The sequence below is a fragment of the Sphingomonas sp. PSPC2-2 genome, assembly GCF_049897725.1.
Taxonomy (GTDB): Bacteria; Pseudomonadota; Alphaproteobacteria; order Sphingomonadales; family Sphingomonadaceae; genus Sphingomonas.
The window spans coordinates 247,445-273,128 of the sequence record NZ_JAFCWU010000002.1 but is presented as its reverse complement, the minus strand read 5'-3'; the positions used below and the strand labels follow the sequence as shown (position 1 = coordinate 273,128).

The 25,684-nt window shown below is 64.3% G+C and carries 19 protein-coding genes; 6 read left to right on the top strand and 13 right to left on the bottom strand.

What is annotated here, in order from left to right; translation table 11 throughout:
- Positions 1-52 precede the first annotated feature (52 nt).
- On the bottom strand, positions 53-832 hold the full coding sequence (locus tag ACP7BY_RS05510; protein ID WP_010407892.1) for a response regulator: 780 nt from the start codon (positions 830-832) through the stop codon (positions 53-55).
- Between the two features lie 186 nt (positions 833-1,018).
- Here ACP7BY_RS05510 and ACP7BY_RS05505 point away from each other — a divergent pair, with 186 nt between their 5' ends.
- Positions 1,019-1,738 carry a response regulator gene (locus tag ACP7BY_RS05505; protein WP_033966777.1) on the top strand — a complete coding sequence of 240 codons (720 nt, stop codon included), beginning with the start codon at positions 1,019-1,021 and terminating at the stop codon, positions 1,736-1,738.
- Positions 1,735-3,084 carry an ATP-binding protein gene (locus ACP7BY_RS05500; protein ID WP_033966780.1) on the top strand — a complete coding sequence of 450 codons (1,350 nt, stop codon included), beginning with the start codon at positions 1,735-1,737 and terminating at the stop codon, positions 3,082-3,084. The genes ACP7BY_RS05505 and ACP7BY_RS05500 overlap by 4 nt, the downstream gene beginning before the upstream one ends.
- 79 nt (positions 3,085-3,163) lie before the next feature.
- Here the strand turns inward: ACP7BY_RS05500 and ACP7BY_RS05495 are convergent, their stop codons facing one another.
- Positions 3,164-3,487, bottom strand: a complete 324-nt coding sequence (locus ACP7BY_RS05495) for a hypothetical protein (protein ID WP_010407883.1) — start codon at positions 3,485-3,487, stop codon at positions 3,164-3,166.
- A 244-nt stretch (positions 3,488-3,731) separates the two neighbouring features.
- Between ACP7BY_RS05495 and bamA the strand changes: the two genes are divergently transcribed.
- Positions 3,732-6,314 (top strand): outer membrane protein assembly factor BamA, encoded by a 2,583-nt coding sequence (bamA, locus tag ACP7BY_RS05490; protein ID WP_171010492.1) that lies wholly within the window; start codon positions 3,732-3,734, stop codon positions 6,312-6,314.
- Between the two features lie 51 nt (positions 6,315-6,365).
- On the opposite strand, the gene ACP7BY_RS05485 is transcribed toward bamA, so the two are convergent.
- Entirely contained in the window at positions 6,366-9,173 is a 2,808-nt protein-coding gene (locus tag ACP7BY_RS05485; protein WP_033966781.1) for a TonB-dependent receptor, read from the bottom strand.
- Between the two features lie 306 nt (positions 9,174-9,479).
- Here ACP7BY_RS05485 and ACP7BY_RS05480 point away from each other — a divergent pair, with 306 nt between their 5' ends.
- Together ACP7BY_RS05480 and ACP7BY_RS05475 are read left to right on the top strand one after the other, a co-directional pair.
- Positions 9,480-10,160, top strand: coding sequence for a response regulator transcription factor (locus ACP7BY_RS05480; RefSeq protein WP_033966782.1), 681 nt, complete (start codon positions 9,480-9,482; stop codon positions 10,158-10,160).
- Positions 10,153-11,487, top strand: coding sequence for a sensor histidine kinase (locus tag ACP7BY_RS05475; RefSeq protein WP_033966783.1), 1,335 nt, complete (start codon positions 10,153-10,155; stop codon positions 11,485-11,487). The genes ACP7BY_RS05480 and ACP7BY_RS05475 overlap by 8 nt, the downstream gene beginning before the upstream one ends.
- Here ACP7BY_RS05475 and ACP7BY_RS05470 read toward each other — a convergent pair.
- The 3 genes from ACP7BY_RS05470 to ACP7BY_RS05460 all read right to left on the bottom strand — a co-directional run bounded on the left by ACP7BY_RS05470 (position 11,484) and on the right by ACP7BY_RS05460 (position 15,959).
- Positions 11,484-12,179 (bottom strand): phosphatase PAP2 family protein, encoded by a 696-nt coding sequence (locus tag ACP7BY_RS05470; protein ID WP_171010493.1) that lies wholly within the window; start codon positions 12,177-12,179, stop codon positions 11,484-11,486. The two genes, ACP7BY_RS05475 and ACP7BY_RS05470, sit on opposite strands and share 4 nt — an antisense overlap.
- A complete protein-coding gene (locus tag ACP7BY_RS05465) occupies positions 12,179-14,488 on the bottom strand; it encodes a TonB-dependent receptor (RefSeq protein WP_033966785.1) in 2,310 nt (769 codons plus the stop codon). Before ACP7BY_RS05465 ends, ACP7BY_RS05470 begins: the two co-directional genes overlap by 1 nt.
- 118 nt (positions 14,489-14,606) lie before the next feature.
- A complete protein-coding gene (locus ACP7BY_RS05460) occupies positions 14,607-15,959 on the bottom strand; it encodes a patatin-like phospholipase family protein (RefSeq protein WP_171010494.1) in 1,353 nt (450 codons plus the stop codon).
- 138 nt (positions 15,960-16,097) lie between these two features.
- Between ACP7BY_RS05460 and ACP7BY_RS05455 the strand changes: the two genes are divergently transcribed.
- Positions 16,098-17,903 carry a hypothetical protein gene (locus tag ACP7BY_RS05455; RefSeq protein ID WP_171010495.1) on the top strand — a complete coding sequence of 602 codons (1,806 nt, stop codon included), beginning with the start codon at positions 16,098-16,100 and terminating at the stop codon, positions 17,901-17,903.
- Here ACP7BY_RS05455 and ACP7BY_RS05450 read toward each other — a convergent pair.
- From ACP7BY_RS05450 to ACP7BY_RS05420, 7 genes are all read right to left on the bottom strand, one after another.
- On the bottom strand, positions 17,831-19,429 hold the full coding sequence (locus ACP7BY_RS05450; protein WP_171010496.1) for an FAD-binding protein: 1,599 nt from the start codon (positions 19,427-19,429) through the stop codon (positions 17,831-17,833). The genes ACP7BY_RS05455 and ACP7BY_RS05450 overlap by 73 nt on opposite strands.
- An 84-nt stretch (positions 19,430-19,513) precedes the next feature.
- Entirely contained in the window at positions 19,514-20,380 is an 867-nt protein-coding gene (locus ACP7BY_RS05445; protein ID WP_137902646.1) for an RDD family protein, read from the bottom strand.
- Positions 20,361-21,407: a stage II sporulation protein M gene (locus ACP7BY_RS05440; protein WP_137902647.1), complete on the bottom strand. Its 1,047-nt coding sequence runs from the start codon at positions 21,405-21,407 to the stop codon at positions 20,361-20,363. Before ACP7BY_RS05440 ends, ACP7BY_RS05445 begins: the two co-directional genes overlap by 20 nt.
- A complete protein-coding gene (locus tag ACP7BY_RS05435; protein WP_137902648.1) occupies positions 21,404-22,714 on the bottom strand; it encodes a DUF58 domain-containing protein in 1,311 nt (436 codons plus the stop codon). The genes ACP7BY_RS05440 and ACP7BY_RS05435 overlap by 4 nt, the downstream gene beginning before the upstream one ends.
- Positions 22,711-23,697 (bottom strand): AAA family ATPase, encoded by a 987-nt coding sequence (locus ACP7BY_RS05430; RefSeq protein ID WP_137902670.1) that lies wholly within the window; start codon positions 23,695-23,697, stop codon positions 22,711-22,713. The genes ACP7BY_RS05435 and ACP7BY_RS05430 overlap by 4 nt, the downstream gene beginning before the upstream one ends.
- On the bottom strand, positions 23,679-24,893 hold the full coding sequence (locus ACP7BY_RS05425) for a hypothetical protein (protein WP_033967070.1): 1,215 nt from the start codon (positions 24,891-24,893) through the stop codon (positions 23,679-23,681). Before ACP7BY_RS05425 ends, ACP7BY_RS05430 begins: the two co-directional genes overlap by 19 nt.
- Entirely contained in the window at positions 24,890-25,603 is a 714-nt protein-coding gene (locus tag ACP7BY_RS05420) for a DUF4129 domain-containing protein (protein WP_171010497.1), read from the bottom strand. The genes ACP7BY_RS05425 and ACP7BY_RS05420 overlap by 4 nt, the downstream gene beginning before the upstream one ends.
- Positions 25,604-25,684: the final 81 nt, after the last annotated feature.

Genomic DNA, 25,684 nt, shown 5'->3' with positions numbered 1-25,684 from the left:
TGCGGCGGCGGGGCGGATCGCACCGTGCGGCCCGCCCCGCATCTGCCTGGCTTCAGGCCACCCGCGCCTCCACACGCGGCAGAAACAAATACCCCCGGTTGCGCACCGTACGGATGATCTCGTCGCCGCCATTGACCGACAGCTTGCGCCGCAAGCGGCTGACATGGACGTCGATCGTGCGGTCATTGCAATGGGGATTATCCCGTCCGGTCAGATCCGCGAGATTTTCGCGCGAGTGGACGACTTGCGGATCGCGCAGAAAGATGGCGAGCATGCGATATTCGGTTTCGGTCACAGCGACGATTGCTCCGCCCGGCGCGGTGAGTTTGCGGCGGCGCGAATCGAAGGTCCAGCCGGCGAACGCGAAACAATCGGTCGGCGCGGGGGCTGCATGACCGACACTGATCGCCCCGCCGCGTGCCGCCGTCCCCGCGCGACGGCGCAAGACCGAGCGAATGCGCGCCATGATCTCGCGCGGCGTGGAGGGTTTCAGGACATAATCGTCGGCCCCCATCTCCAGCGCGACGATCCGGTCGATCTCGCTCGAGATGGCGGACAGCATGATGATGCCGGGCCCGTCGGCATCGTGCATCAGCGAGCGCAGGATCGAGAGCCCGTCCTCGCCCGGCATCATGATGTCGAGCACAATCAGGTCGCATTCGCGCCGCTCCAACCGGTCGCGCAGGGCAGCACCATTGGCGACGGCCTCGGCCCCGAAGCCGTTTTCGACGAGAAATTCGGTGAGCAGCTCGCGCACGCCGGGATCGTCATCGACGATGACGATTCGGGCTCCGCTTGTGCTGGAGATTGCAGTATTGGCGCTAACTGTCATGGTCGAGAAACTCCGAAAGGGAACACGCTGCGGCGACGAACTGCGCCCCGCGCATGGGCTGCGTTCTTTTCCGCCCTGTTTCCGGCCATGTCCCCCATGTTACAAAGCGAGGCCGCTGCGCATCCGCCCGCCCGAACATGCCCTGACGGACATATCCCGGACACATCGCAGTCGCACCGCCGCGCGATGACCCCGGCCACCCCGCCTCCGTCCGACGCGCCAACTTTGCTGATCGTCGATGACGACCATGCCATTCGCAACTTGTTGACCGAAAGCCTCGGCCAGCACGGCTATCGCGTGGAAACCGCAGCCAGCGCACAGGAAATGGACATGGCGCTTGCCCGCCACCCGATTGCGCTCATCCTGCTCGATATCATGATGCCGGGGGAGGACGGCATTTCCGCCTGCCGCCGCATCGCCTTGCGCGGCGGCCCCCCGATCGTGTTTCTCAGCGCCCTCGGCGATGAACCGGACCGGATCCTCGGCCTCGAAATCGGGGCCAGCCATTACCTCACCAAACCGTGCAGCGCGCGCGAAGTGCTGGCGACGGTGCGCGCGGCGCTGCGTGCCCGCGACGGTGCCGCCGAAGAACCGCGCCACTATCGCTTCCTCGATTGGCGGGTCGATTTCGCGGCGCGCGAGTTGATCGACGGCAGCGGCATGCTGGTCGATTTGACCGACGGCGAATTTTCGGTGCTGCGCGCTTTCGTCCGTCGCCCGCGCCGGGTGCTGACGCGCGATGCGCTGCTGGAGGATGCGCGCGGCCCCGATAGCGAGGCCTATGATCGCGCGATCGACGTGCAGGTCAGCCGCCTGCGCCGCAAATTGCGGGCGCGCGACGACGAGATCATCCGCACCATCCGCAACGAGGGCTATTATTTCGTCCCCAGCGTGACCCGCACATGACCGCCGACCGAACCGTCGACCTGCGGCGCTCCTGGCCGCTGTTCCTGCGCATCTTCAGCTTAATGCTGGGGACGGTGATCCTCGTCCAGTTGCTCAATTTCGGTGCGTTTCTGCTGATGCCGCCGCCCGCGCCCGTCATCTATACGACCAGCCGCATCGCGATGGTCGCGCAGTCCGGTCGTGATCCGACCAAGCGCCTGGCGATCGAGGAGACCGGCACCCCACCCGGACCGAGCCACGACGCCCGCGATCTGGCGCTGGGCCACCTGATCGCGACCGATCTGCACCTTCCCGAAACAGCAGTCGTCGTGCAATCCAATCAACGGATGGGGCCGACCATCATCGGTGCGTTTCACCCGCCCCCGCCGATGGGCATGGCAGACGAGCGTCGACGCCACCGCGCGATGGATGACGCATTGTTCGGCGATTTCAGGGTTTATGTTCAGCAGCCCGATGGTCGTTGGCATGTGATCACGCCGACCGACCGCATGCTGAGCCCATGGCGCATGCGCTTCGTCCTGTGGTTTGTGCTGGCGGCGGTCGGCATTGCCCCGCTGGCCTGGGCGATGTCGCGCCGGATCGCAAAGCCGATCGCGCTGTTCGCGGCGGCCGCCGATCGGCTCGGTCGCGATCCCCGCGCCGCACCGCTCACCTTGTCGGGCCCATCCGAAATCGCCGAAGCGGCGGCGAGCTTCAACCAGATGCAGGAACGCCTCAACCGCTATGTCGAGGATCGCACGACGTTGATCGCTGCAGTGGCGCACGATCTGCGCACCCCGCTGATGCGGCTGTCGCTACGTCTGGAAAAAGCCCCCGACGCGATCCGCCTCGCCGGGGAAGACGATATTCGCGAAATGAGCGAGCGGATCGGCGCGGCGATGGCCTTTGTCCGCGAAATGACCCGCCACGTCCGCCGCCAGCGGCTCGACTTGCGCTCGCTGGCCGAAAGTGTCGCGACCGACGCGGCCGATCGCGGCGGCGACGTTACGCTCCTGCCGGGACCAGCGATCAGCATGGAGGGCGACGCCCCGTCGCTAAAGGCGCTGCTCACCAATCTCGTGACCAACGCCGTGCATTATGGCGGCAGCGCACAGATCGCGCTGCGCCGCGAGCGCGATGTCGCGATCGTCGAAGTCAGCGACAACGGGCCGGGCATGGTGCCGTCGGACCTGGTCCGCGCGTTCGAACCGTTCTTCCGCGCGGAACGATCGCGCAATCGCGACACTGGCGGCACCGGCCTTGGCCTCGCCAGCGTGCGCGCGGTGGCCCGTGCGCATGGCGGCGAGGCCAAGGTCGAGAACCGACCGACCGGCGGGCTGCTCGCGCGGGTGACGCTGCCGGTCTGAGCAACCGCTCCGCGCGAGGCCCCGGTTCAGCGCAGCAAACGCCACCAATGCTGCGCGACGAACAACATTGCGCGCAGCATCATTGGAACGTCGCCCCGTCAGCCAGCACTTTGGACGGGCTGAACCCCTGCTGCTCCAGGAACTGGTTGAGCCCGGTCACGAGTTCCAGCGCCGCCGTCGTGGTCAAGGCGACGCGCCCGACGACGACCCGCTCCAGCGCGGGCTGCGGACGACTATGATCGCAACGCGCGCTTTCCAGCGTCAGCACGATCACGCCATTGAGGTTGGCCAGCCCCGAATAGCCGGTCGCGAAAATCTCGGGCGCAAACGGGTTGTCGATATAGGGGGGCTGCTCGGGGAGCTGCGGCGGAGGAACGAGCGGACTCTTGATGGCAACAAACATGGCAAGCCTTTCACTACATGCGCGCCGGATGGGGACAGCGCGCAACGGTCTGGTGCGCTCCCCAAATGTCCATCAAATGTCCCGCACTTGGCGGCCCTGACATACGGCGACCCGCCAAGCGCGCCGATCGCCGCCGCGCGACCATATGTTTTGCGGCCGACGTATCGGCGCGCGTGTCGGCAAAATCCGAACATCCACCGGACACATCCCCTGCCTAGCCCCGCCGCTGGTTGGAGATGCACTGATGTTGTTTGTGTTGGGCGTTGGCCCGATCGTTATAGCTTCCGCTGGCGTCGCTGTTACGCCTCCCCCCCTCCAAACGCCGCCACCGCCACACCCTGCTGCGATAGCGCGCACGATCGCGTCGCTTCAGGTCGAGGGCGCACAGCGGTTCGAGGCGGAAACCGTGCTGTCCTACACCAAGCTGCGGGTCGGCCAGGCCTTCAGCAACGAAACGCTCGATCAGGCGATCAAGGACCTCTACGCCAGCGACCTGTTCGCCGACGTGTCGATCAGCGGTGCCGAAACCGGCGCGATCGTGCTGCGGGTGCGCGAAAACCCGATCATCAACCGCGTGCTGTTCGAGGGCAACAAACGGTTGAAGGAGGACAAGATCGCCAAGGAGGTAAAACTCGCCCCGCGCCAGATCTTCACCCGCACCGCCGTGCGCCAGGATGTTGCGCGGATCGTCGAGCTCTATCGCCGCCAGGGCCGCTTCGCCGCCGTGATCGAACCCAAGATGGTGTCGCTCGACCAGAACCGCGTCGATCTCGTCTTCGAAATCAGCGAGGGACCAAAATCGCAGGTCCGCCAGATCAATATCCTCGGCAATACCATCTTCCCCGACAGCAAGCTGCGCGAACAGATGGCAACCAAGGCCGTTCGCCTGAAGACCATGCTGAGTTCCAACACCAGCTACGATCAGGACCGGCTTGCCTATGACCAGCAGAAGCTTCGGCAATTTTACCTGACCGAGGGCTATGCCGACTTCAAGGTCATCTCTGCGGTGGCCGAGCTGACGCCGGACAAGAAGGACTTCATCATCACCTACGTGATCGAGGAGGGCAAACGCTACACATTCGGGGATGTGACCGTCGACAGCGACATTCGCGACTTCGATAACAAGCGTGTCGCCGCCAACCTCGGCATCACCAAGGGCGAGTGGTATAACGCAAAGCGCGTCGAAACCGCGGTGGACTCGCTTAGCGCCGCAGCCGGTGCGCTCGGCTACGCATTTGCCGACGTCAATCCCGATTTCCAGCGCGACAAGGACACGCTGACGATGGGGATCAATTTCCACATCGCCGAGGCCAAGCGCACCTTCGTCGAACGCGTCGATATCAACGGCAACACCCAGACGCAGGACAAGATCATCCGACGCGAGATCCGGCTGGCCGAAGGCGACGCCTTCAGCAATTTCCAGGTCAAGCGTTCGCAGGATCGCATCAATTCGCTCGGCTATTTCCAGGACAAGTTCGAGATCAAGCAGACCGAGGGCTCCGCGCCTGATCGGGTCGTGCTGACCGCCGACCTGCAGGAAAAATCGACCGGCGAGCTGTCGCTGTCGGCGGGCTATTCGAGCCTTGAGAAGTTCATCATCCAGGCGTCGATCACGCAACGCAATTTTCGCGGCAAGGGCCAGGAGTTGCGCGCGAGCGTGAGTTACTCGACCTATTCCAAATCGGTCGAACTGGGCTTTACCGAACCGTATCTGTTCAACACCAACATCGCGCTCGGCGGCGACATCTTCCGGCGCGACTATCGGTCGTACAACACGATCGGCGACAGCACGACGACCACGTACAAGCAGGTATCGACCGGGTTTCAGATCCGCGCAGGGCTCCCGCTCAACGAATATTGGACCGCGTCGGCCCGCTATGGCCTTAGCTACGAGCAAGTGTCGCTCGACCAGGCGACCTATTACACCAACGGCGTCTGCGACGTCGCGCTGGCGGGTTCCTATCTCTGCGACGCGATCGGCAATCGCTGGACATCCTCGATCGGCTATTCGTTCATTTTCGACAGCCTCAACAACCGCCTCCACCCGACCAAGGGCTCGCGCCTGTCGATCAGCCAGGACTTTGCCGGGGTGGGCGGCGACACGCGCTATCTGCGGTCGACCATCGTCGCGGCGAAATATTGGGGGCTGGGCTCGGGCTTCGTGCTCAACGCGCAGGCCGAAGGCGGCCATATCATGGGCATCGGGCAGGATGTGCGGCTGACCGACCGCTTCTTCCTGGGCGACCCGCAATTGCGCGGCTTCGACATTCGCGGGGTCGGGCCGCGTGTCATCCGCCAATATTATGACACGTCGACCGTCCCCGCGACGCTGACCGCAGCCAGCAACAACACCTCCGAAGCGCTTGGCGGCGACACCTATTATCGCGGACGCCTCGAACTCGAACTGCCGCTTGGCGCGGGGATGCGCGAAATGGGCCTGCGTCCGTCCATCTATGCCGATATCGGCGCGGTGTTCGGTGGCGTAAAGACCCCGACGCTGGCCGACAGTTGCGCCGCCGCGATCATCGCCGGTGTCGCCTGCACCACCTCGACCCGGCAATATACCAATAGCAGCGGCGCGTTGCTGTACCTCGATTCGAGCGGCAACACGACCACCACCAATACCGGTACGCCTTATACCTATGCGTTGAGCGCCTATCGCGAGAGCTATGCCGGCAACAGCCCCAAGCCGCGCGTCTCGATCGGCATTGGCGTCAACTGGAATTCCCCGTTCGGCCCGCTCCGCATCGATCTCGCCAAGGCGCTCCTCAAGCAAAGCGGCGACGATACCAAGCTGCTCACCTTCAACGTCGGCGGCCAATTCTAAAGCCGCAATACCAAACCGGAGCGCCCGTCACAGACGCTCCGGTCCGTTGCCTCAGAACTTCAGCGACACGCCGGTGAAGAACGCCCGGCCATACGGGTCATAGGTCGACGGATAGGTGTTCGCCTGCTGCTGATTGCTGCCCAGGATCGGCGGCTGGCGATCGAACAGGTTGTTAACGCCCAGCGTCCAGGTGAACTTCTTCATCACGTCGAACGACAGCGTCGTATCGACATAATGATAGGCCTTGATGTGATCGACCGAATAGCTTCCCGAGTCATCATCCACTGGCGACAGATAGCGATAGAGCACCGAGAACGTCACCGGCCCCGAGGTGAGCGTCGTGCGCGCCGATAGACGCCATTTCGCGTAAGGGTCGCCGCAATTGACGCCGAACTTGCCCGCGCAGCTGACGTTGAGATCGGGCAGCGACGCCACCGGATTGATGTCGAACGCCAGCAGACGCGTGCCGCTCAAGCGGAACGACAGGCTGCTATTCTCCGCGCCGATCTTGAGCGGCACCGAATAGCGCGCCTCAAAATCGATCCCGCGCGTCTTCGCCCCGCCGGTATTGGCCAGCAGGTTGACCGCGCCCGTGATCGCATAGCTGTTGGCATCACGCGGCAGCAGCGAACAATAGGAACTGTTATACGCGACATAGCCGTTCCCGGCATTGCCGTAGCAAGCCGTGATGATGTTCGCCGTGCCCGGGGTGGAGATATAGTTCGCGATGTTGATGCGATAATAATCGACGGTCAGCGAGAAGCGCTTCAGGAAGCGCGGCTGCAGCACCGCGCCGACCGTATAGGTATTGGCCGTTTCCTCGCGCAGATTGCTGTTGCCGCCGGTGACCGAGTCGATCTGCGATCCGTTGTTGAAATCCGTTCCGAGCGCGCTGGCCCCAACGCCCGTCGCCAGGCAGCTTGCCTTGAGGTTGGCGTTCTCGATCGCGGCCTTTAGCGTGCACGGGTCGGTTGCGGTCGGGAAATCCTGGGAGGTGCCGCTATACAGATTGGCCACGGTCGGTGCCCGCACCGCGCGCGAAAACTGCCCGCGCAGGCTGATGTCGCGGATCGGCGACCAGACGAGCCCGCCCGAGAAGGTGCTCACCGATTTGGCTGCGGTGGAATAATAGGAATAGCGATACGCGCCATTGGCAACCAGGCTGTGGATGAACGGCTTGTCCGCCAGCAGCGGCACTTCGATTTCACCGTATAGCTCTTTGACGTTGTATCCGCCCGACAAGCCCTGGCTGCCGTTAAACCCGACCACGTCCCCCGACGACAGCGCTGCATCGGGATTGTAGCTGCCATATTCGTCGCGATATTCGGTACCGATCGCAATCCCCGCCGGGCCTGCGCCAAGGTCGAACAGATTGTCGTTGGTAATCGCCGCGCTCGCCACCTTCTCGGTGATTTCGCTGACGTTGCGCGTGTCGATCGAAATGAAGGCTGCGGCCGCGCTGCTGATATTGCCCGCGCCATAAATGTTGAGCGGGACGCAGCCGTTGCTGGTATCCGAACAGACCAAATTGCCCGACGAATCATAGGTGGTCTTCAGCGCCTGCAACACACGCTTGCGCGATATGTTGCCGGTCTGCGTTTCGACCTGACGGGTGTGCGAATAGCTAAAATAGGCGTCATATTTCCAGTTGCCGGTAATCTCGCCTTTGGCACCGAACACGCCGCGATAGGCGGTGTTGTCGTCGCTCGAAATGCGATCGCCCACCTCGGTCATGCGGCGATAGATCGTCGCCGTCGTATAACCATCGCCATCGGTGTCCGCCGCCTTCAGCAACGCTTGCGAAGAGGATGAGAGGAACGACGAATCATTGTCGATCTGTACCGATCCGGTGAACGGCGTCGGTGCGAGCTGGTTCTTCACCTTGTTGTGGATGTACTGACCCTCGGCATAGAGCGTCAGGTGGTCGCTCACGTCATAATGCGCCTGGCCGCTGGTGAGAAAACGCTCCTGCGGCACCTGCAGATAGTTGTACGGCGCATAATTGTACGCGTCGGTCTTGGAGCTATAGGTCGAATAGCTGCCGTCGGTATTGAACTTGCGGCTGACGCCGCCAATGGCAAAGCGTGTGCCGGGAATCGAACCCGACCCCCCTGCGGAAAGGCCGCCCGCCCCATCATCGACCATGGCCTGATTCGAATAGCCGCGATCGCTCTGCAAAATCGGGTTACGCTTTGTGTAATCGACGTACAGCGTCACGTTGCCGCGACCGCCATCGAAATTGTGTCCGAGCAGCAGATTGACGTCGGCCGTCCCACCATCGCCCTGGCCGGTAATCCGATAATTGGCGTTGGCCTGGACGCCCGAGAAATTTTGCTTGAGGAGGAAATTAACCACACCCGAGACCGCGTCCGACCCATAGACCGCTGAACGTCCCCCGGTAACAAGATCGACCCGCTCGATCAGCCCGGTCGGGATGGTGTTTAGATCGACGATCTGGCTGGCGTCGTAGGAAATATAGCGTCGCCCATTGACGAGCACCAAGGTGCGCGTCGCGCCCAGTCCACGCAGGTCGGCCGTGGTCACGCCGCCACCGGGATTGTTCGAGGCAGCCGTGGTGCTCGGAACAAACTGCGGCAGATCCTTCAAGATGTTCTCAACGTTGATCTGGCCGCTCAGCGCGATCTCCTGGCTGGAAATGACCGAGATGGGCGATGCCTGCTGGAGTTCCGGGCGAGCAATGCGCGACCCGGTGACGACAATATCGACCGGGGCGTCGGCAGCGATCGCCTGATCCGTATTCGCCGCCGTCTCGGAACTTGTGCTTTGAGCTTGGGCGAACGCGGGCGTGACCACCGCCAAGGTGGTAGAAAGAAGTTTTGCAATGAGGGTGATGCGCATGGGCAAATCCAGACAAATCGGGTTGAACTCCGAATGACAAATTCGGATTTCACGAACGTCATCTGAATCTCATTGTCACATCAACAAGAAATGGCCGCATCGGACAATCAATGTCTCCTCGGTTACGTCAAAGTCACAATTTATTACATAATGTTTATCATTCTTTATTATTGTTTACATTCATTGCGACGACACGTAATTATTAAAATATTGAAGAATCGCGACCCCCTCGCAAAGCGCATATGCGGTAACGCACATTGGCATTTCACAAGCGCTTTGTCGGAGGCTTCGTATTAAAGAGCCCGCATGCACATTTTGCTCGCCGAAGACGACACCGAGACCGCGCGCTTTATCGCCGAGGGACTGACTGCGCTCGGTCACAAAGTGACGCAGGTCGCAACCGGGCCCCTGGCATTGCAGGCGGCGAGCGATGCCACCTTCGACGCAGTGATCCTGGACCGGATGTTACCAGGCCTGGACGGGCTGGAAGTGCTTCGCGACTTGCGCGCCATCCCGAACCGGGTCCCGGTATTGGTGCTGACCGCGCTGGGTGGCATTGCCGACCGCGTCGACGGGCTCGATGCCGGAGCCGACGATTATCTGGTCAAGCCCTTCGCCTTTGTCGAACTCGCCGCCAGGCTCAATGCGCTCGCACGACGCGTGCCCGGCCCCGAGCAGGCGACGCGGATCGAGGTTGGCGAAATCGCGCTCGATCTGCTGCGGCGCGAGGTAACGCGGTGCGGCAAGCCGGTACATCTCCAGCCGCGCGAATTTGCCCTGCTCGAACAGTTGATGCGCCATGCGGGGCGCGTGGTCACGCGAACGATGTTTCTGGAGCGCGTGTGGGGTTTTCATTTCGATCCACAAACCAACATCGTGGAAAGCCACCTCAGCCGCCTGCGCACGAAACTGCGCGAGGGCTTCGGCGGTGACGATCCGATCGAGACGATCCGCGGCTCCGGCTATCGGATGCGCGCCGATGCGTAGAGCCAAGGCAAGCGCGGCGTATCGTATTGCCTTTACCTATTCGACGGCGTTCACCCTTGCCATCCTGCTGCTCGGCATCGCGATTTACATTGCCGCAGACGCGCAATTTCGCCGCCAGCAGGACGCCGCGTTGGTCGACGAAGCGACCGCTCTCGCGCATGAATTCAATGAAGGCGACTTACCCGAAATCCGTCGCGCCATCGCCAGACGCGAAGGCGGCAACACCATCAACGTTTATGGCTATGCGATGTTCGATCGGAACGGCCACCGCGTCGGTGGCGGCTTGAACGCCCGAAAGCCGCCAGCCGGACTGCAGGACATCGTGTTTGTCGATCCGGTCGAGGGGGCCGATCGCGCGCGTGCCTATGCTACCGATCTGACCGGCGGCTTCCGCCTGGTCGTGGCGCGCGACAGCGAGAGCATGGACGGAATCGATCGCACTATCGTGCTGATCTTCGGCGGTGCGTTCGTTCTGGTCATCGGCCTTAGCGTCATCGGCGCCTTGTTGCTCGGCGGCTATCTCCAGCGGCGGCTCGATGGCATTAGCGGCGTCGCGCGCGCCATCATGGCGGGGGACATGGCACAGCGCGTGCCGATCTCCCAGCGTCGCGACGAATTCGATGCCGTTGGATCAGCGCTCAACACCATGCTCGACCGGATCGGGCAGTTGATGGACAATCTGCGCCAGGTATCCAGCGACGTGGCACATGACCTGCGCACGCCATTGCTGCGCCTGCGCAACCAGCTCGAACAGGTCGGCCGGGTTGAGGGGGCGGCGGAACGCGCGATCGAACAGGGCGATGCCGTGCTGGCGCTGTTCGCCGCCCTGCTGCGCATAGCCGAGGTCGAGGGCGGTGCGCTGGCGCGCGGCTTCGTCGTGACCGACCTGACGCTGCTGGTGACCGAAATCGCCGAAAGTTATGCGCCGGCCTTTGCCGATGGCGGGCGCACCCTCTGCTGGTCAATCGCACCCGGCATCAAAGTGTTGGGCGACCGCGAATTGATAGCGCAAGCCCTGATCAACCTGCTCGACAACGCGTTGTTGCACACACCGGCCCGCACGCAGGTGACCGTCTCGCTCGGCGGCGACGCGCACGCCGCGACGGTATCGGTCGCCGATACCGGGCCGGGAGTGCCGCCCGGCGACCATGCCCGTATCCTCAACCGTTTCGCGCGTGGGGAGGCCAGCCGCACTACGCCCGGCAACGGGCTCGGGCTCAGCCTGGTCGCGGCGGTGACGGCCGCGCATGGCGGCACCGTCGCGGTCACCGACAATGCACCGGGCTTGCGCGTAACCCTACGATTGCCACGCGTGAGCGCGGCTTAGCCTTTGGCGACGCCGGCGGTCACCAGTTCCTGGCGTGCAGCATCAAACGCCGCGCGAAATTCCGGCTTCGCCAGCAAGCGTTCGGCGATGAGCACCCCCAGCATTTGCCCCGCGCTCACATCGCTGCGGAAATGCTGTTCGCACACGATCCGGCTCTGGCCATAGCGTGCGGCACGCGCCAGCAGCGCGTCGGCCTTTTCGGGCACCAGTCGCGCCAGCGTTTCACCCATCGAAAACGCCATCGAGGTATGCCCGCTCGGATAGCTCGACAGCGGATCGTCATTGCGCTTGCAACTCTTCAGCGCGGGATCGACGATATAGGGGCGCGGGCGCTTGAAATGATCCTTTCCGCGATCGACCGCCGCCTTCTCGCTCGCGCGTACCTGCGCCAGCAGCGCGGCAGTCGCGGGCAGCCGGTCGAGATCGAATTTGGGGCCAAGCACGCCCGCGAAGATCGTCGCGTTCTTGGTATCGCCGTCGAGTCGGGCATCGGCTTCATCGACAGCCGTGCGCGCCGCGCCCGCCGCACGCAATTCGGCGAGTTCGGCCAGTGCCTGCAGGCTGTTGGCCGCTGGCGGCGGCGGGAGGACGAGCGCGGGATCGAGATCCCGCGCCTCGAGCAAGGGCACCACTTTGGGCGCGGGTGCCGCAGCGACGCAGAGCGCAACTGCGGCGAGAAGGGCCCGCTTCATCAGAAGGTGTAGGTGATCTGGCCGGTGATCGCGCGGCCTGGCTGGTAATAATATTGGTCGAAGTTGAGCGGGCTGACGACACCAATGCCAGCGGTGTTCTTGCCCGTCCCAATCTGCGTCACCTTTTGCGAATTGAGCAGGTCGGTGACGTCAACGCCAACACGGATGCGCCCGAAATCGTAGCTCGTGGCCAGATTGACCGTGTTGTACGGCGAAATGCGATAGGTATTGGCAAGGTCCGCATATTGCGGCCCAGTCCATTTATCGGTCAGCGAGAATTTGATCGGCCCGTTCTTGTAGAGCACACCGCCTGCTGCGGTGGACATCGGGGCCTTGCCGATGATCGTGCGCGGGACGACCTTGCCCGTCACCGGATCGGTATAGACGGTGGTTTTGGCATAGTTGCGCGAGGCGTTGGCGAACACGGCGAGGCCGTTGCCAAAGGCATAGGTCACCTGCCCCTCGACGCCCTTGTACAACGCGCCGCCGATGTTGGTGAAGATCGTGCCGAGCCCTTGACCCGACGTATCGGTATAGCTGTAGAATTTGTTGGTGAAGTTGATGACATAGACATCGGCGTCGAGCGACAGATGGCCGCCGTGGTACACCGCGCCCGCCTGATAGTTGGTCGACTTCTGCGGCACCGCATTCGAGAACGTTGTGTTGGCAACGTAGAGCTGACTCAGCGGCGGAGCGAGGAAGCCCTTGGCATATTGGCCATAAATCGAAAAATTGCTGGTCGGCTGATAATTGATCGTCACGAACGGCAAATCGGCGGTGTAGTCATTGGAATTGCGCTGCGCATAGCGCGTCGTTTGATTGTACAGCGCGTCGATCTTGCGGCCGAAATCAACATGCTTGAAGCCAGGCGTGATTTTCAGCCCCTCGATCGGGCGCAACTCAAGCTCGACGAATTCCTCGGTATGATTGCCGCGCGATTTCTGGTCGAACTTCACGTAGAGCGGTGTCGCCGCCCCCGGGTTGAGACCCGTAGCCGGTGCGATGACCGCTTTTTCGACATAGTTGAAGCCGCCGGTATTGAGATCGACGTCGGTCTGCTGGCGATAGGTGTGGCTGAATTCGAGCCATGCGCCGGCCGTGATCGTGGCGAACGATGCGAGATCGATCCGCACCTTGGCGATATCGCCAAAGACCCGATATTTGTTGGTCTTGGTGTAGCCCGGAATGTCACCGACAATCTTGGTTTTACCGTCCGATGCGATCGTATTGTAGACCGTGCCCGGAACGGTCGTCACGTCATTGGCCGAGAGCGTCTCGTTGTCATAATAATAAGTATACGTGCGGTTCTCGAACACTGCTCCGGGCGCGAGGTTCGCTTCCAGCTTGATGATTTCGAAATCCGTCGTCTTATCGGTATGATTGTAACCATAATATTGGGAGGACTTCGGATCGTTGTTCAACCCGTAATATTTACCATAAAGCGACTGTTGATACAGTGTCGAGCCGTCGCTGTCGGCCTGGTTGAAGCGGTTCTTGTTATAGGTCGCGATGAAGGTCAGCTTCACGTCCGGCCCAACCGGGACGACAACTTTGCCGAACAGATTGTAATTCTGGTACTTCGAATAGCTCGTACGTCCGTCACTATGGACGTACTGACCGCTGAACACCGCCTGCGCGCCATTGGCAAAGGTGCCGGTCTGCAACAGGCCCCGCGCAAGATAGGTGTTGAAGCTGCCATAGCTGCCGACGATCTGGCCGCCAAAGTCGTCGCGCGTTGCGCGGCTGAACAGGTTGAAGGTGCCGCCGAAAGTCGCCTGGCCGAGATTGCTGGCGTTGCCGGGGCCGCGATCGACGATCAGCGTTTCGATCGTGTTCGACGGGAAGAACGTGGTCGAATGGTGCGTCGGGTCGTTGGTGTCGCCGAACGGTACGCCATCATAGGTGACGTTATATTCGCCATCCTGGAAGCCGCGGAGCTGCGCCTTGGATTCGGACAGGCCGATGCCGTTATTGCCGCCGAAATTGGAAACACTCGGCGTGATCAGCGCGATCTGGTTGAAGTCGACCGTAGCGGGCAGCGAATCCTCGATGAACGAGCGCGACACGATCGCCTGTGGCTGCGTCGTCTTCAGCGATGCCGTGACCGGGGCGAGCTCATTGGCCTTGGTCGCGGTGACGACAATGTCGGAGCCTTCGGCGATATCCGTCTTGGGGGCGGGTTCGGCCCGCTGCTCCGCCGCAACGGCGGGCGCGGTTTCGGCAGCAGCGGCGGTGGCGCAAAACGAGGCGGCAAGCGCAAACGCGCTTACGCCGAGCAGGCGCGTGTGCGCCTCGGTGCGAATCGACATGATTTTTGTTTCCCCAACTCGGTGTCCGTCCCGGTGAGGGATGCGCTATGGATTAGCCATGACAGTTTCGTTGCAAGTTCGCGTCAATTTCGAGATTGAGAAATTGTAACGAAACGCGTCAACGGACTGAGAGTGGGCTGAGGCGCACTGCGCTCGGCTCCGCGCCCGGCGCGATCGGCGACAAGGCGCGCCACGGCGGCACCCGATCGGCGCGCGCCGCGCCAAACCGGGTAAGACACGCCATGAAGCTTGGCGAAAACATCGCGTCCTTTGGTTCCTTGACGCACGAGCCCGGCGGCCGATCGAACCCGTCGGCCGTCACCAACCTGATCGGCCCCGTCGGATCGGCCAGCCGCAAATCGGCAATCGACTGCACCTCCAACTGGTTGACCACGATCGCCTCGGCGCGAAGCGCATTGGTCAGCGCATCCGCCCCTTTTTGCGGCGATGCGTCGTCGGTCAGCACCGTCGGCCCGTTGCGCGCGACGTACAGCATCGGCGGCGCGGGCGGATTTGCCATGCCCAACGACTGCGCCATCACCGCCGCCGCGCGACCCTCGGCATAAGCCTGGGCAGCTATCCTCGTTTCGAACACCGATTGCCGCACACCCCCGTCATAATAGACGCGGTCGCCCACCTTCACCTGCTGGAAAAACACCGGCATTGCCGCCGAGGCGATCGCCGCGCCAGCGATGCACTGCTGGGCCTCCGCCTTGGGCAGGGTGCGCGCCATCATCTTGATCGGCGCATAATAGAAATCGCCGCTTTCGGCATCGACGAAGCCGATAAAGGCATCGGCGCTGGCATCGGAGGCCAGCGCATCGATCATCGGGCAGCCCTTTGCCGGGTCGCCATCGACACACAAAGCGGCGAGCACCTTGCGTTTCAGGGGAGCAAGCCCCGCGATCGACCCCGTAATCACCGCCTGCCATTGCGGGTTGCGATTTACGATATCGCTCTCGCTGCCCGGCGCATAGGCCTGGCGCAGCGCGGCAAACGCCTGATCGGTGCCGACCGCAAGAAACAGCGCCTGCAATCCGCCAGTGCTGACCCCGGTAATGGTGCGGGCGCGGGGAAACTGATCGGGATGGGCGCTGCGCAACCGGTCTAGAAAGCCGACGCCGAACGCCCCCCATTGCCCGCCGCCCGACAGCAGCAGCACGGCATCTCCCGGCGGCGCGGCGATCGCCGCCTCCGGCACGCGCAGCGCTTTCGGCCGCATCGCGTTGCGCGCGCCTGCGGCAAGGCTTGCCTCAAGCGAAAAGCGGGCGCGCGGGTCGGCCGCCAGCGCTTGAACCTGGAGCCCCCCCGCGCCGGCATCTGCCTGGATATCTTCGACGAGCTGCGAACGCGGCATCTTTATGATATATTTGGTGAATTGCGGGCAATCGATATGGAGAGCGCCCCGCGTGGCGCAGCCGCCAAGCGCCAGCGCGATCGTCGCGACCAGCATTGCGCGAACCTTCAGCATGGCATGCCCCCAAACCGTTTCGGACCCATTTCGCACTTGCCGATAGACGCGACCTACGCACGATGTTTTACTGGAGTCCGAAAAACGTGAAAGCCGTCGCGGGGGCGAGGCGGAAAGCGCGACGCGGGGAACAGGGTCATGGAGAACAGGACACCGCATCGCTTGCGGTTGCTCGGTGCGTTTGGGCTGTTCGCGCCTGACGGCACCCGCCTGCAGATCACCAGCCGCAAGGGCATTGCCTTGCTCGCCCTGATTGCCCTGGCGCGCTCGGGCGAACGCTCGCGCGCCTGGCTGCAAGCGCAACTGTGGGGCGGCCGCGATCCCGATCAAGCCCGCGCCAGCTTGCGCCGAGAACTGTCCAATTTGCGGCTGGCGATCAATGGAGCCGGTGAGCCACCGCTCCTTTCCGCGGACTCCGTAAAAGTTCGGCTGGACCTCGACCGGATCGATGTCGATGTGCGCGAACTTCACACCGACGTCACCAATGTGCGTACCCCCGCCCTCGCCGATCCCGGAGAATTGCTGGAAGGCCTCGATTTGCCTGGCGAGGACGGATTCGAGGATTGGCTCCGCGAACAGCGCCAGCATGTCCGCACGCTGATTGACCATGTGCACGTGCAAGCGTGGGAGCGAGTCGCGCTATCCGATACGCCGGTATCGGCGCAAAGCGCACAAGCACCCGCCACGTCCGGGCTGGCCAACGGTTTCGCTCCCTCGTCCCGCAAGCCGTCGGTCGGGGTGATCGGGTTCAGCACCCGGTCCAGCGCCCCCGACGATATCGCGCTTGCCACCGCCTTTACGGACGAAATCGGGGATGCGCTTTCGCGGTTCTCGACGCTGTTCGTGGTGCTGGCCGGCCCGCGCGTGGAACGCCCACTGGATCACGGCCCGCTTTGCCGCGAACTGGGCGTGCGCTATCTGCTCGAAGGCAGCGTGCAGCGGGAAAGCGGGACCATCCGCATTCAGGTGCGCCTGACCGATGGTGTGGTGCGCGAACAGATCTGGACCCAGCACTTCGATACGGCGCTGCACGCCCTGTTCGACGTGCAGGCCGAGATCGCGGCGACGGTCGCGCAACAAATCGACTCCTCGGTCGAGATCGCCGAGCGCACGCGGGCCGCAGCACAACCGGTAACGACCGCCGATGCCTATCATCTCTATTGGCGGGCCAATGCGCTGTTCCGTCAGTGGGAACGGGCCCCGATGGAGGAGGCGATCGCGCTGGCCGGGCAAGTGCTGGTGCTGGAGCCGAACAATGCCTGGGCGAGCGCCCTTGCCGCCTTTTGCCATTCGATCACCTTCGCCTTCGGCTGGGCGGACGATCCTGCGGCGACGCGGGCGGCGGCCCTCGCTCACTATGAACATTGCCTGCGCTACGGCGACGATGATCCGTTCGTGCTCGGCTATGCGGCGGGAACGCTGGTCGGCATTGGCGGAGACATCGACATCGCCGATCAATTGATCGAGCGGGCGCTCGAGATTCACCCGGCATCGGGGGCCAGCCTGTTCTGGGGCGGGTGGGTCGACATTGCGCGTGCCAAGCCGGCGCGGGCGATCACGCGCTTCGAGCAGGCGCTGCGGATGAACCCGCGTTCGGCAGTGCGGCCGCAAGCGTTGACCGGAATAGGACTCGGCCTGCTCGCCTGTGGCGAAGTCGCGCGCGCACGGACCGCCTTGCGCGAGGCTGTGCAATATCTCCCGCACGCCCCGGTCACCCTCGCCGCGCTGGTTGTGGCGTTTACCCTCAACGGCGAGGAGCAGGAGGCGGCTCCCTACGCCATCCGCCTGCGTGCGCTGGGCGGCACGCGCAGCATCGATGCGATCATTCGCGATCCGCGGATGCGTGCGGTGCTCGACACCGCGCTGGATCGCTATGCCAGGCCCCAGGCCGACAAGGCATCGCTGCACACAACGCCCCGCATCTCGGGCGAGAGCAGCCGATAACGCGCCGCCCGCCAACGCCCGGCGCGCGAGCGGGGGTCGCTCGGCATCCCGAAGTCGCGCATCACCCGGGTGCTGGTGATGACACCCTGCTTGCCCCAATGCTGGCTGAAGGGGATGCCCTCGCGCTCCAGCGCCAGCGCCACGCACCGCGCGGCATCGGCGCTGTTAAGGGTGCGAAGCCCATCCATGTTGATCACCACCGTGTCGTCGAAACGGGTAAAGGCCATCAGCCCGGCAGCCTTGGTGACGAAGCGCAGCGTGAACACCTGGTGCCCGCCGCCATGGGTATGGAACGCATCCAGCATGGTTTTCAGCGTCGTGCTTAAATGTGCTCGCTCGATCGCATAAGCGGCATTGTACAGTTCGATTTCCCATCCGAGGATTTTCTGGCGGACATGCGGGCCATTGGCCCCGCCCCAGGTCAATTGGCGGGGGGCCACGCCCGGTGCCGGCTCGGGCTTGAACTCCTGTGCGACCAGCCACGCCACCGCCTGCGGCAAGGGCAGCAGCAAATCCTGTTCGGGCTGCGCCGCGAGCGCCCGGCCGAGCAGGTTGAGCGGTTCATGGGTCGGTTCGTGCGGAACATCGGGCAGCGCCGCCAGCCGGGCGACCACGCGATTCGGTTCGCGCTTGTAGAACAGCGTCACCAGTGCATCGTGGGCGTCACCCCGATAGCCGGCATAGGGGTGAAAGGGATCGAGAATGACCTCGATATAATAAGGCGTTTCCCGGCTTGGCGGCCACACCTCGCGCGCGAAGCCCGCATAATCGCCCGCCTGCAATTGCGCGATCGCTGCGGCTGTCAGCGGGTGCTTTACCCGTACCAGATCGACGACGAAGCCCGGCACTGCCTCCAGCAGCACGGCATTGACGACGCCGAGCCCACCGAGATGGACCAGCGTCGCCTCGAACAGGTCAGCCTCCAGCACAACATGATTGGCCAGCGTCCGCGCCGTTGCCGCCGCGAGCCAAGGCACCGGACCGCGCTCGATCCACCACGATTCGCCCGGGCCCGTTACGATATGCACCCCGCGAATGTGATTTTGGAAACCGCCATAGCTGAGCGCCGAACCGTGCACGCCCGTGCCCAGCATCCCCCCCACCGTTTGCCCGTCATGCGCGCCCGAGGTGGCCAACGAGAGGGAGGGTTCCAGAAAGGCATTCAGATCATGGATCGTCGTCCCCGCATGCGCCAGCACCATGCGGTCGCGGTGCACCGCCGCCGCACCGAGATCCGCAGGATCGACACGCCAGATATGTTGCGCCAGCGTCGTCTGTGCCAGCCCGCCCGGCCCCTTGGTAATGTCGCTGAACGACCAGGCCGAACCGAGCACATTGACCGGTGCACGCTTTTGCGCCGCATGCCCCAGCACCGCGCCCAACAATTCGGCGGTCTTGCGCAGCGCCGGGATGGCCTCGCTCGGCCCAGGCCCCGGAATCAACGCCGCAGTTTCGACCTGCAGCCGATCCTGCGTGTGGTGGTAATTGCGCCAATGCGGCGTGGTGGACCAAGACAGCGAGGGCACGCGCATTCCTCCGAACACTAAGGTGCGCGCGCCTTGCCGCAAAGCTGTCCGAATCGCGTGAAAATCGGGCGGTATCGCTGCGGCTCAGGCGAATTTATCCGCACGCCGCCGCCCGACCAGCAGTCCGCGTTCAAGTCGACCGCACAAGGCCGCATAATAATCGTCGAGAAAGCCGCGATCGTCATGATCGTCCGGTAGCCCCGCCTTGCGCCGGATCGTGGCGGCGACGGTGGCGATGGCATCCTCGCGCCCGCTGCGCAGGACCTCCTCCAGCGTCTGCAACTCGTAGACGCCGTACAGATCGAGCGCGGCTTCGGGAAACACGCGCCGCGCACGTTCGCTCGCGACGACCAGATCCGCGCCAAGCTCGCCGCGCACGGTGCGCACCACCCATGTCCCGGCGAGGAGGTCGCCGATCCGCAGCCGGTCGCGGTTGAACAGCGGGAAGAACAGGAAAATGCCGCTCCACCCCAGCGCAAAGATCGTCACGAAACTGTCCGCCAACCCCTGCACCGCTTGCGACATCAGGAAACTGAGCGGCAGGAACACTTCGATCTCGCGCATTGCGTTGCGCGCGATCACCGCCCCCCCGGTCAGCCGCGCGCCATCGCGCGCGACGACGCGCAGGCCCATCAAGCGCTTGCCTGGCGTCGCCCCGCGCCCGCCCATCTCAAACAGCGCGAACCAGCCATTGCGCAACGCGAAGAAGCCCAGCAACCACAGGATCGCCAGGGCGCTTTGCTTGCTCGCCACGAACAGCAAGACGATGGCGATCGTCGCCAAGATGAGCAGAATCAACATCGCCACCGCGTCGACCATGAAGGCGGCGGCGCGGACTCCCGCCCCGCCCAGCTCGATTTGCAGATCGACGCCTTCGGGCGTGACGAAGCTGCGCCGCAGCGATTGCGGGCCCTTCGGGCGGCGCGTCCGGTTACGCCTGAACAACGCCATGGCGACCCCTCGGCAGATAGAAATACAGTAGCCAGCCAGCCAGCATCGCCAGCCCGATCGCATAGCGCGACAGATCGGCGGTAACCGTCTGCCGCCCGATCCCTTCCAGCACCCCGGCCACCGCCAGCATCACCACCGTGCCCGCCATCACCGTCGCCCCGCTTTTGCCCGCCGCCACCGCCGCATCCATCCGCGCCTGGCGTCCGGGAAAGGCGATCGCGGTGCCGATGCGGAACCCCGCCGCCCCCGACAGGATGATCGCAAACATTTCGGTGGTGCCGTGGATCATGATCCAGCCAATGAAGCCGAAGCCCAGCCCCTTGGGCGCGAACACCGCGAGAAACGCACCCAAAGTCAGGCCGTTATAGACGATCAGCAACACCGTCGGCACGCCAAAGGCAAAGCCCAGCGCAAAAGCGAAAATCGCAATCTGCGCATTGTGGGTGAACAGGAAGGCGGCAAAGGTGGCCAGCGCATCCTGATCCTTGGTATTGTACAACGTCTGGCGCAGGCTTTCGACCGAGGCCGATGGATCGCGCCCCTGCGCCATGCCATCGCCGACGATGCCGAAGAACCAGCTCGGATCGCCGCGCACCAGCACATAGCCGACCACTGCCGCCGCCACCGTCAACAGAAAGGCGACCAAAGTCTCACGCCAGATCGAACGGATCGCGGCGGGCCAGGCATTGCGGAAGAAGCGCGCCAACTGGCTCAGCGCCGAACTCGGCACGCCGTAAAGCTGGAAATACGCACGGGTGCAGAGCTGTTCGAGATAGACGATCAGCGCGCGGTCGAGCGAAGTTTCGCGCGCCACCGCCAACGACGACAGCGCCGAGCGATACAGCAAGGGCAGCGCGAGCAAATCCTCATCCTGAAGCGCGCGCACCGAGCGACGCTCGATCCGCGAGATGAGAGACTCCAGCCGTTCCCAATCGGCCGCATGGGCGGCGCGGAAGCGGCTGGCATTCACCAGCACCGGTTGCGGCGGCGCGAACGCAGAAACAGCGGCGGGGGCGATGTCCGTCACAACAGGTTCCTCCGCTTCAAATCGACATAACCCGCGACGAGCCGCTCGCCGACGCGATCATGCTCGGCCTCGATCACATGCACCCCCAGATGCTGCAAGCGGGTGAGCACCAGCTTGCGGTCGCGCAACAACGCCGCCGCCGTCACCGCGCGCGTCACATCGTCGGCAGTGACCGGAGCCGCATCGGCGATGCGCTCCAGCTCCTCGTCGCGCAGCACCACGACCAGCAGCAGATGCGTGCCGACGATCCGCGCCGCCGCGCGCACCATGAAATCGGCAGAGGTCAGATCGGTGAATTCGGTGAACAGCACGATCATCGAACGCCGCGTCAGCCGTGCCGCGAGCGTGGTCAGCGCGAAGGTGTAATTGGTTTCCTCGCCGCTATACTCGATCGCCGCCGCCAGCCGTTGCAAATTGGCAAAGGCGGGCATCCCCGACACCACCCCGCTGGCGATGCGGGGCCGCGAATCGAAGGCGTGCAGCGCGACGCGGTCGCCCAGCTTCAGCGCAACCCACGCGGTCAGCAACATCGCCGAGACCGCACGATCGATGCGCGGCAGCCCGGCGACCGGCTCGCACATTTGCCGCCCGGCATCGACCGCGAACACGATCTGGTTGTTGCGCTCGGTACGAAATTCCTTGGCGTGGAGCTTGGTCTGGCGCGCCGACTGCTTCCAGTCGATCGCGCGGCGGTCCATGCCGGCGCGAAACTCGACCAGCGCCTCGAAATCGGCCCCGTCGCCGCGCTCGATCTGCGCGATCAGGCCCTGCAGCGCGTGCCGCTGGAAAATCTGCGCGCCGCGATCGTGCAGCGGGCGGATGTCGGGCAGGATCGGCAAGGTCGTGGCCGTCGCAATCACCCGCTGCTGCCACGCCAGCCCGAGCGGCCCGCGCCAGCGCAACCACAACTGCTCGAACCGCGCCGTCCCGCGCCGCACCGTTGCCAGCGGCAGGACCGCCACGCCGCGACCGTTCCGAAGCGCGATCCACATCCGCCCGTCATTTTCAAGCGTCACCAGCGGCCCCGGCGCAAGCGCAACTTCGGCACTGCCGGGCACGCGCGCGCCATCGAGAGCGACGCTGACCACCGCCTCCACGGTCGCGCCGACCGAGGCGCTCGACGGCACGCTGATCTTGGCGGTGCCCGCGCGCCGCCCGGCCAGCGCATCGACGGCGGTCGTCACCAATATGGCGATCGGCCAGGCGAGCCCGACGAACCAGCGCCCGGGCATCGCTACCGCCAGCAGCAAGGCGACCGGTGCGCCCGCCGCCGCCGCCAGCACCGCCGTGCGCGTCGGATAGATCACCGTGGCGCTTCGATCGTTTCGATGATGCTGGTGACGACATCCTCGATCGCGCGCCCGTCGATCTCGGCGGCGGGCGACAGGATCAGGCGGTGACGCAACAGCGCCGGGGCCAGCGCCTTCACATCGTCGGGGATCACGAAATCGCGCCCGTCAATCGCCGCGCGGGCGCGCGCCGCGCCCGCCAGCATCGCGCCCGCACGCGGGCTCGCGCCGCTTTGCAGATCGGCGACACCGCGCGTGCCGCGGATCAGCGCGGCGATATAGTCGATCACCTCGTCGACCAGCCGCACCTGCCCGACCACCGTGATCGCATCGGCAATGGCGGCGGCATTGGCGACGGCCGCAACGCCCCATTCGGCAGGCTCCATCGCATGGCCGTGCGCGCCATGCGTGGCGATGATGCGGCGCTCCTCCGCCGCGCTCGGATAGTCCACGGTCTGTTTGAACAGGAAGCGGTCGAGCTGCGCCTCCGGCAGTGGATAGACGCCCTGCTGTTCGATCGGGTTCTGGGTCGCCACCACCATGAAGCGTTCGCCAAGCGACAGGCTCTCGCCGTCGATCGTCACCGTGCGCTCCTGCATTGCCTCCAGCAACGCCGCTTGCGTCTTGGGCGGGGTGCGGTTGATTTCATCGGCCAGCAGCAGATCGGTGAAGATCGGCCCGCGCGTCAGCGTGAAGGTGCTGGTCTGGAAGTTGAACAGATTGGCACCGATAATGTCGCCCGGCATCAGATCGGGCGTGAACTGGATGCGCCCGAAATCGAGCCCGATGACGCGCGCAAAACTGCGCGCGAGTAGCGTCTTGGCGGTGCCCGGCGGTCCTTCGAGCAGGACATGCCCGCCCGCAAACAGCCCGACCAGCAGGACCTCGACGGTCTGTTCCTGCCCGACCACCGCCTTGCCGATCTCGCCGCGAATGGCCTGGGCCAGCGCCGCGACGTCCTCGACTGTCGTGATTGCACCCGTCACCGTGTCTTCTCCCATAACCATCGATGCAGCGCCTGCGCCGCCTGAAGCATATCGCGCGGGTCGCGCGCGGCACGCGCCTGCTCGGCCAGATCCGAAAAACGCGCGCGATCGGTAAGGCCATCGAGATGCGCATCGAGCGCGCCATCGCGCAGCCGCGCGGGCACCCCGAACACACCCACCGCGCGCTCGCGCACCAGATCGACATAGCGCGCGCCCAACGCACCTTGCCGCCGCGCCTTGCGGACCAAAGCGGCGGCATTGTCGATCAGCGCGGTCTTGCCGAACGCAATCGCGCGCTCGCGCCGCCGTGGCGCGCCGAACCGCGCGGTCGCCTGGATGCCGGCGAGCAGCACCGCCGCCGCGACCGCCAACGTCATCGCAAGGAAGGGCGGCTCGAACGCCAGCTTGAGCGGCGTCCGCGACCGGCCAAAGCCGTTCAGCGTCACGTCGAACAGCACCGATTTTGCGCCCGTCGCATTGAGAAAATCGAGCAACGCCAACGCCGACCGCGCCTGTTTCGGGTCCCGCATCGCAATGTTCGACAGCAAATCGGGGTCGGCCAGCACATAGAACGGATGCTCGCCAATCTGGCCGAGCACGATCCCGCCCTGATCGTCGGTAATCAACGGCTTGAGATCGGCCCCCGCCATCGTTTGTAACGGGCGTGGCGCGGCAAAGTGCACGTCGGCGGGCATCCAGGACAGCCCGATCAGGGGCCGCCCACCGCTCGGATGGCGCGCGATCTTCAGGTCATTCTTGGGGGCGAGCACACCCTCGGGCTCGAACGTCGGCTGCAGTCCGCGATAGCGGACCCACCCCGAATGCTCGGGATCCGCGACGGTGCGCCATTTGGGCAGGATCACCAGCGTTGGCTTGAGCGCGCGCTGTTCGATCACCTTGTTCATATCGGTGCGTCCGGTCTCGGGCGTCAGCACCACCAGATCCTCGGTATCGAGCGCGCGCACATCCCGGACGATCTGCGCATCGCGCCCGGTCGCCTGTGCCAGTTGCACAATCCCGCTAAAGCCGGTCGCCGCATTCGACAGCGCGTGCGCCCCGCCATTGCGGCCCGAGCGCAAATCGGGCGCATAGGCCCCGAGCACGAGCATCCCGAGGAACAAGGCGATCCCCGCCGCCACGACGATGCCAACCGTGCGCACGGAGAACCCGCCCGAGCTCGACCCAGCAGTGCCGATCGCGATATCGCTCATCCGCGCCACGTCCGTGGCAGCGCGAAGTCCGCATAAGCCGCGCGCGCGCTCTGCCAGTCGTCGGCGGCGACGGGACGGCCGCCGAACAGACTACGCTCGACCAGGCGCGCAATCCCCGCAAACAGGCCGCGCGCCGATGGCGGAATCGCGTCGGACGCGCTGAGTTCGCGACTGGTCAGCGCCGGGCGCACCAATTGCGGGCGACGCCGGGCGATGTCGTCGATCGAGCGGAACAGCAAATGGTGCACCGCCTCGGCATAGCGCCCCGCCGCCGCCAGCGCATCGGCCTCGCGCAGCCATTCACGCACCGGTGCCGCCTCCGGCTCCCACCCGGCTTCACCTTCGGGCATGATCGCCGACGGACGGGCGCGGCGAAAGCGCGGCAAGCGCCATTCGCCGTAGCGGATGCGCTGATAGGCCGCCCACAACACCGCCGCGACGGCCACTGCCAACACCGCCCATAAGAAGATCTTGGCATAAGGCCAGTTGGGAAAGAGCCCGTCCAGCCACGCGAAAAAACGTCCAATCGGGGCAAGCACCTGCTGCAGCCATTTGCCAAACTGAATCAGCCACAAGGGCGGCGCGGGCGGCGGCGGCGCGGGGAGCAGCGTGAACTGAATCGTCGAATCGGCTTTGAGCGCCGCATGGGCCGCAGCGAAACGGTCGGTAGCGGTCGCCACCTGCTGCGATGTACCCCCGCTCACTGTCATTCCCCCGGCAGCATGGGTCGCTACCCCGCTCAAACTAAACCAACTCTTCCTTCGCGCAATCGGCAAATTGCGCTGGACGAA

Excerpts from the sequence above, each read along its gene's own strand:
- ACP7BY_RS05500 (WP_033966780.1), top strand. The coding sequence starts at position 1,735 with ATGACCGCCGACCGAACCGTCGACCTGCGGCGCTCCTGGCCGCTGTTC.
- ACP7BY_RS05420 (WP_171010497.1), bottom strand. The coding sequence starts at position 25,603 with ATGACAGTGAGCGGGGGTACATCGCAGCAGGTGGCGACCGCTACCGAC.
- ACP7BY_RS05480 (WP_033966782.1), top strand. The coding sequence starts at position 9,480 with ATGCACATTTTGCTCGCCGAAGACGACACCGAGACCGCGCGCTTTATC.
- bamA (WP_171010492.1), top strand. The coding sequence starts at position 3,732 with ATGTTGTTTGTGTTGGGCGTTGGCCCGATCGTTATAGCTTCCGCTGGC.
- ACP7BY_RS05465 (WP_033966785.1), bottom strand. The coding sequence starts at position 14,488 with ATGTCGATTCGCACCGAGGCGCACACGCGCCTGCTCGGCGTAAGCGCG.
- ACP7BY_RS05445 (WP_137902646.1), bottom strand. The coding sequence starts at position 20,380 with ATGGCGTTGTTCAGGCGTAACCGGACGCGCCGCCCGAAGGGCCCGCAA.
- ACP7BY_RS05455 (WP_171010495.1), top strand. The coding sequence starts at position 16,098 with ATGGAGAACAGGACACCGCATCGCTTGCGGTTGCTCGGTGCGTTTGGG.
- ACP7BY_RS05495 (WP_010407883.1), bottom strand. The coding sequence starts at position 3,487 with ATGTTTGTTGCCATCAAGAGTCCGCTCGTTCCTCCGCCGCAGCTCCCC.
- ACP7BY_RS05470 (WP_171010493.1), bottom strand. The coding sequence starts at position 12,179 with ATGAAGCGGGCCCTTCTCGCCGCAGTTGCGCTCTGCGTCGCTGCGGCA.
- ACP7BY_RS05505 (WP_033966777.1), top strand. The coding sequence starts at position 1,019 with ATGACCCCGGCCACCCCGCCTCCGTCCGACGCGCCAACTTTGCTGATC.
- ACP7BY_RS05510 (WP_010407892.1), bottom strand. The coding sequence starts at position 832 with ATGACAGTTAGCGCCAATACTGCAATCTCCAGCACAAGCGGAGCCCGA.
- ACP7BY_RS05425 (WP_033967070.1), bottom strand. The coding sequence starts at position 24,893 with ATGAGCGATATCGCGATCGGCACTGCTGGGTCGAGCTCGGGCGGGTTC.
- ACP7BY_RS05460 (WP_171010494.1), bottom strand. The coding sequence starts at position 15,959 with ATGCTGAAGGTTCGCGCAATGCTGGTCGCGACGATCGCGCTGGCGCTT.
- ACP7BY_RS05430 (WP_137902670.1), bottom strand. The coding sequence starts at position 23,697 with ATGGGAGAAGACACGGTGACGGGTGCAATCACGACAGTCGAGGACGTC.
- ACP7BY_RS05485 (WP_033966781.1), bottom strand. The coding sequence starts at position 9,173 with ATGCGCATCACCCTCATTGCAAAACTTCTTTCTACCACCTTGGCGGTG.
- ACP7BY_RS05475 (WP_033966783.1), top strand. The coding sequence starts at position 10,153 with ATGCGTAGAGCCAAGGCAAGCGCGGCGTATCGTATTGCCTTTACCTAT.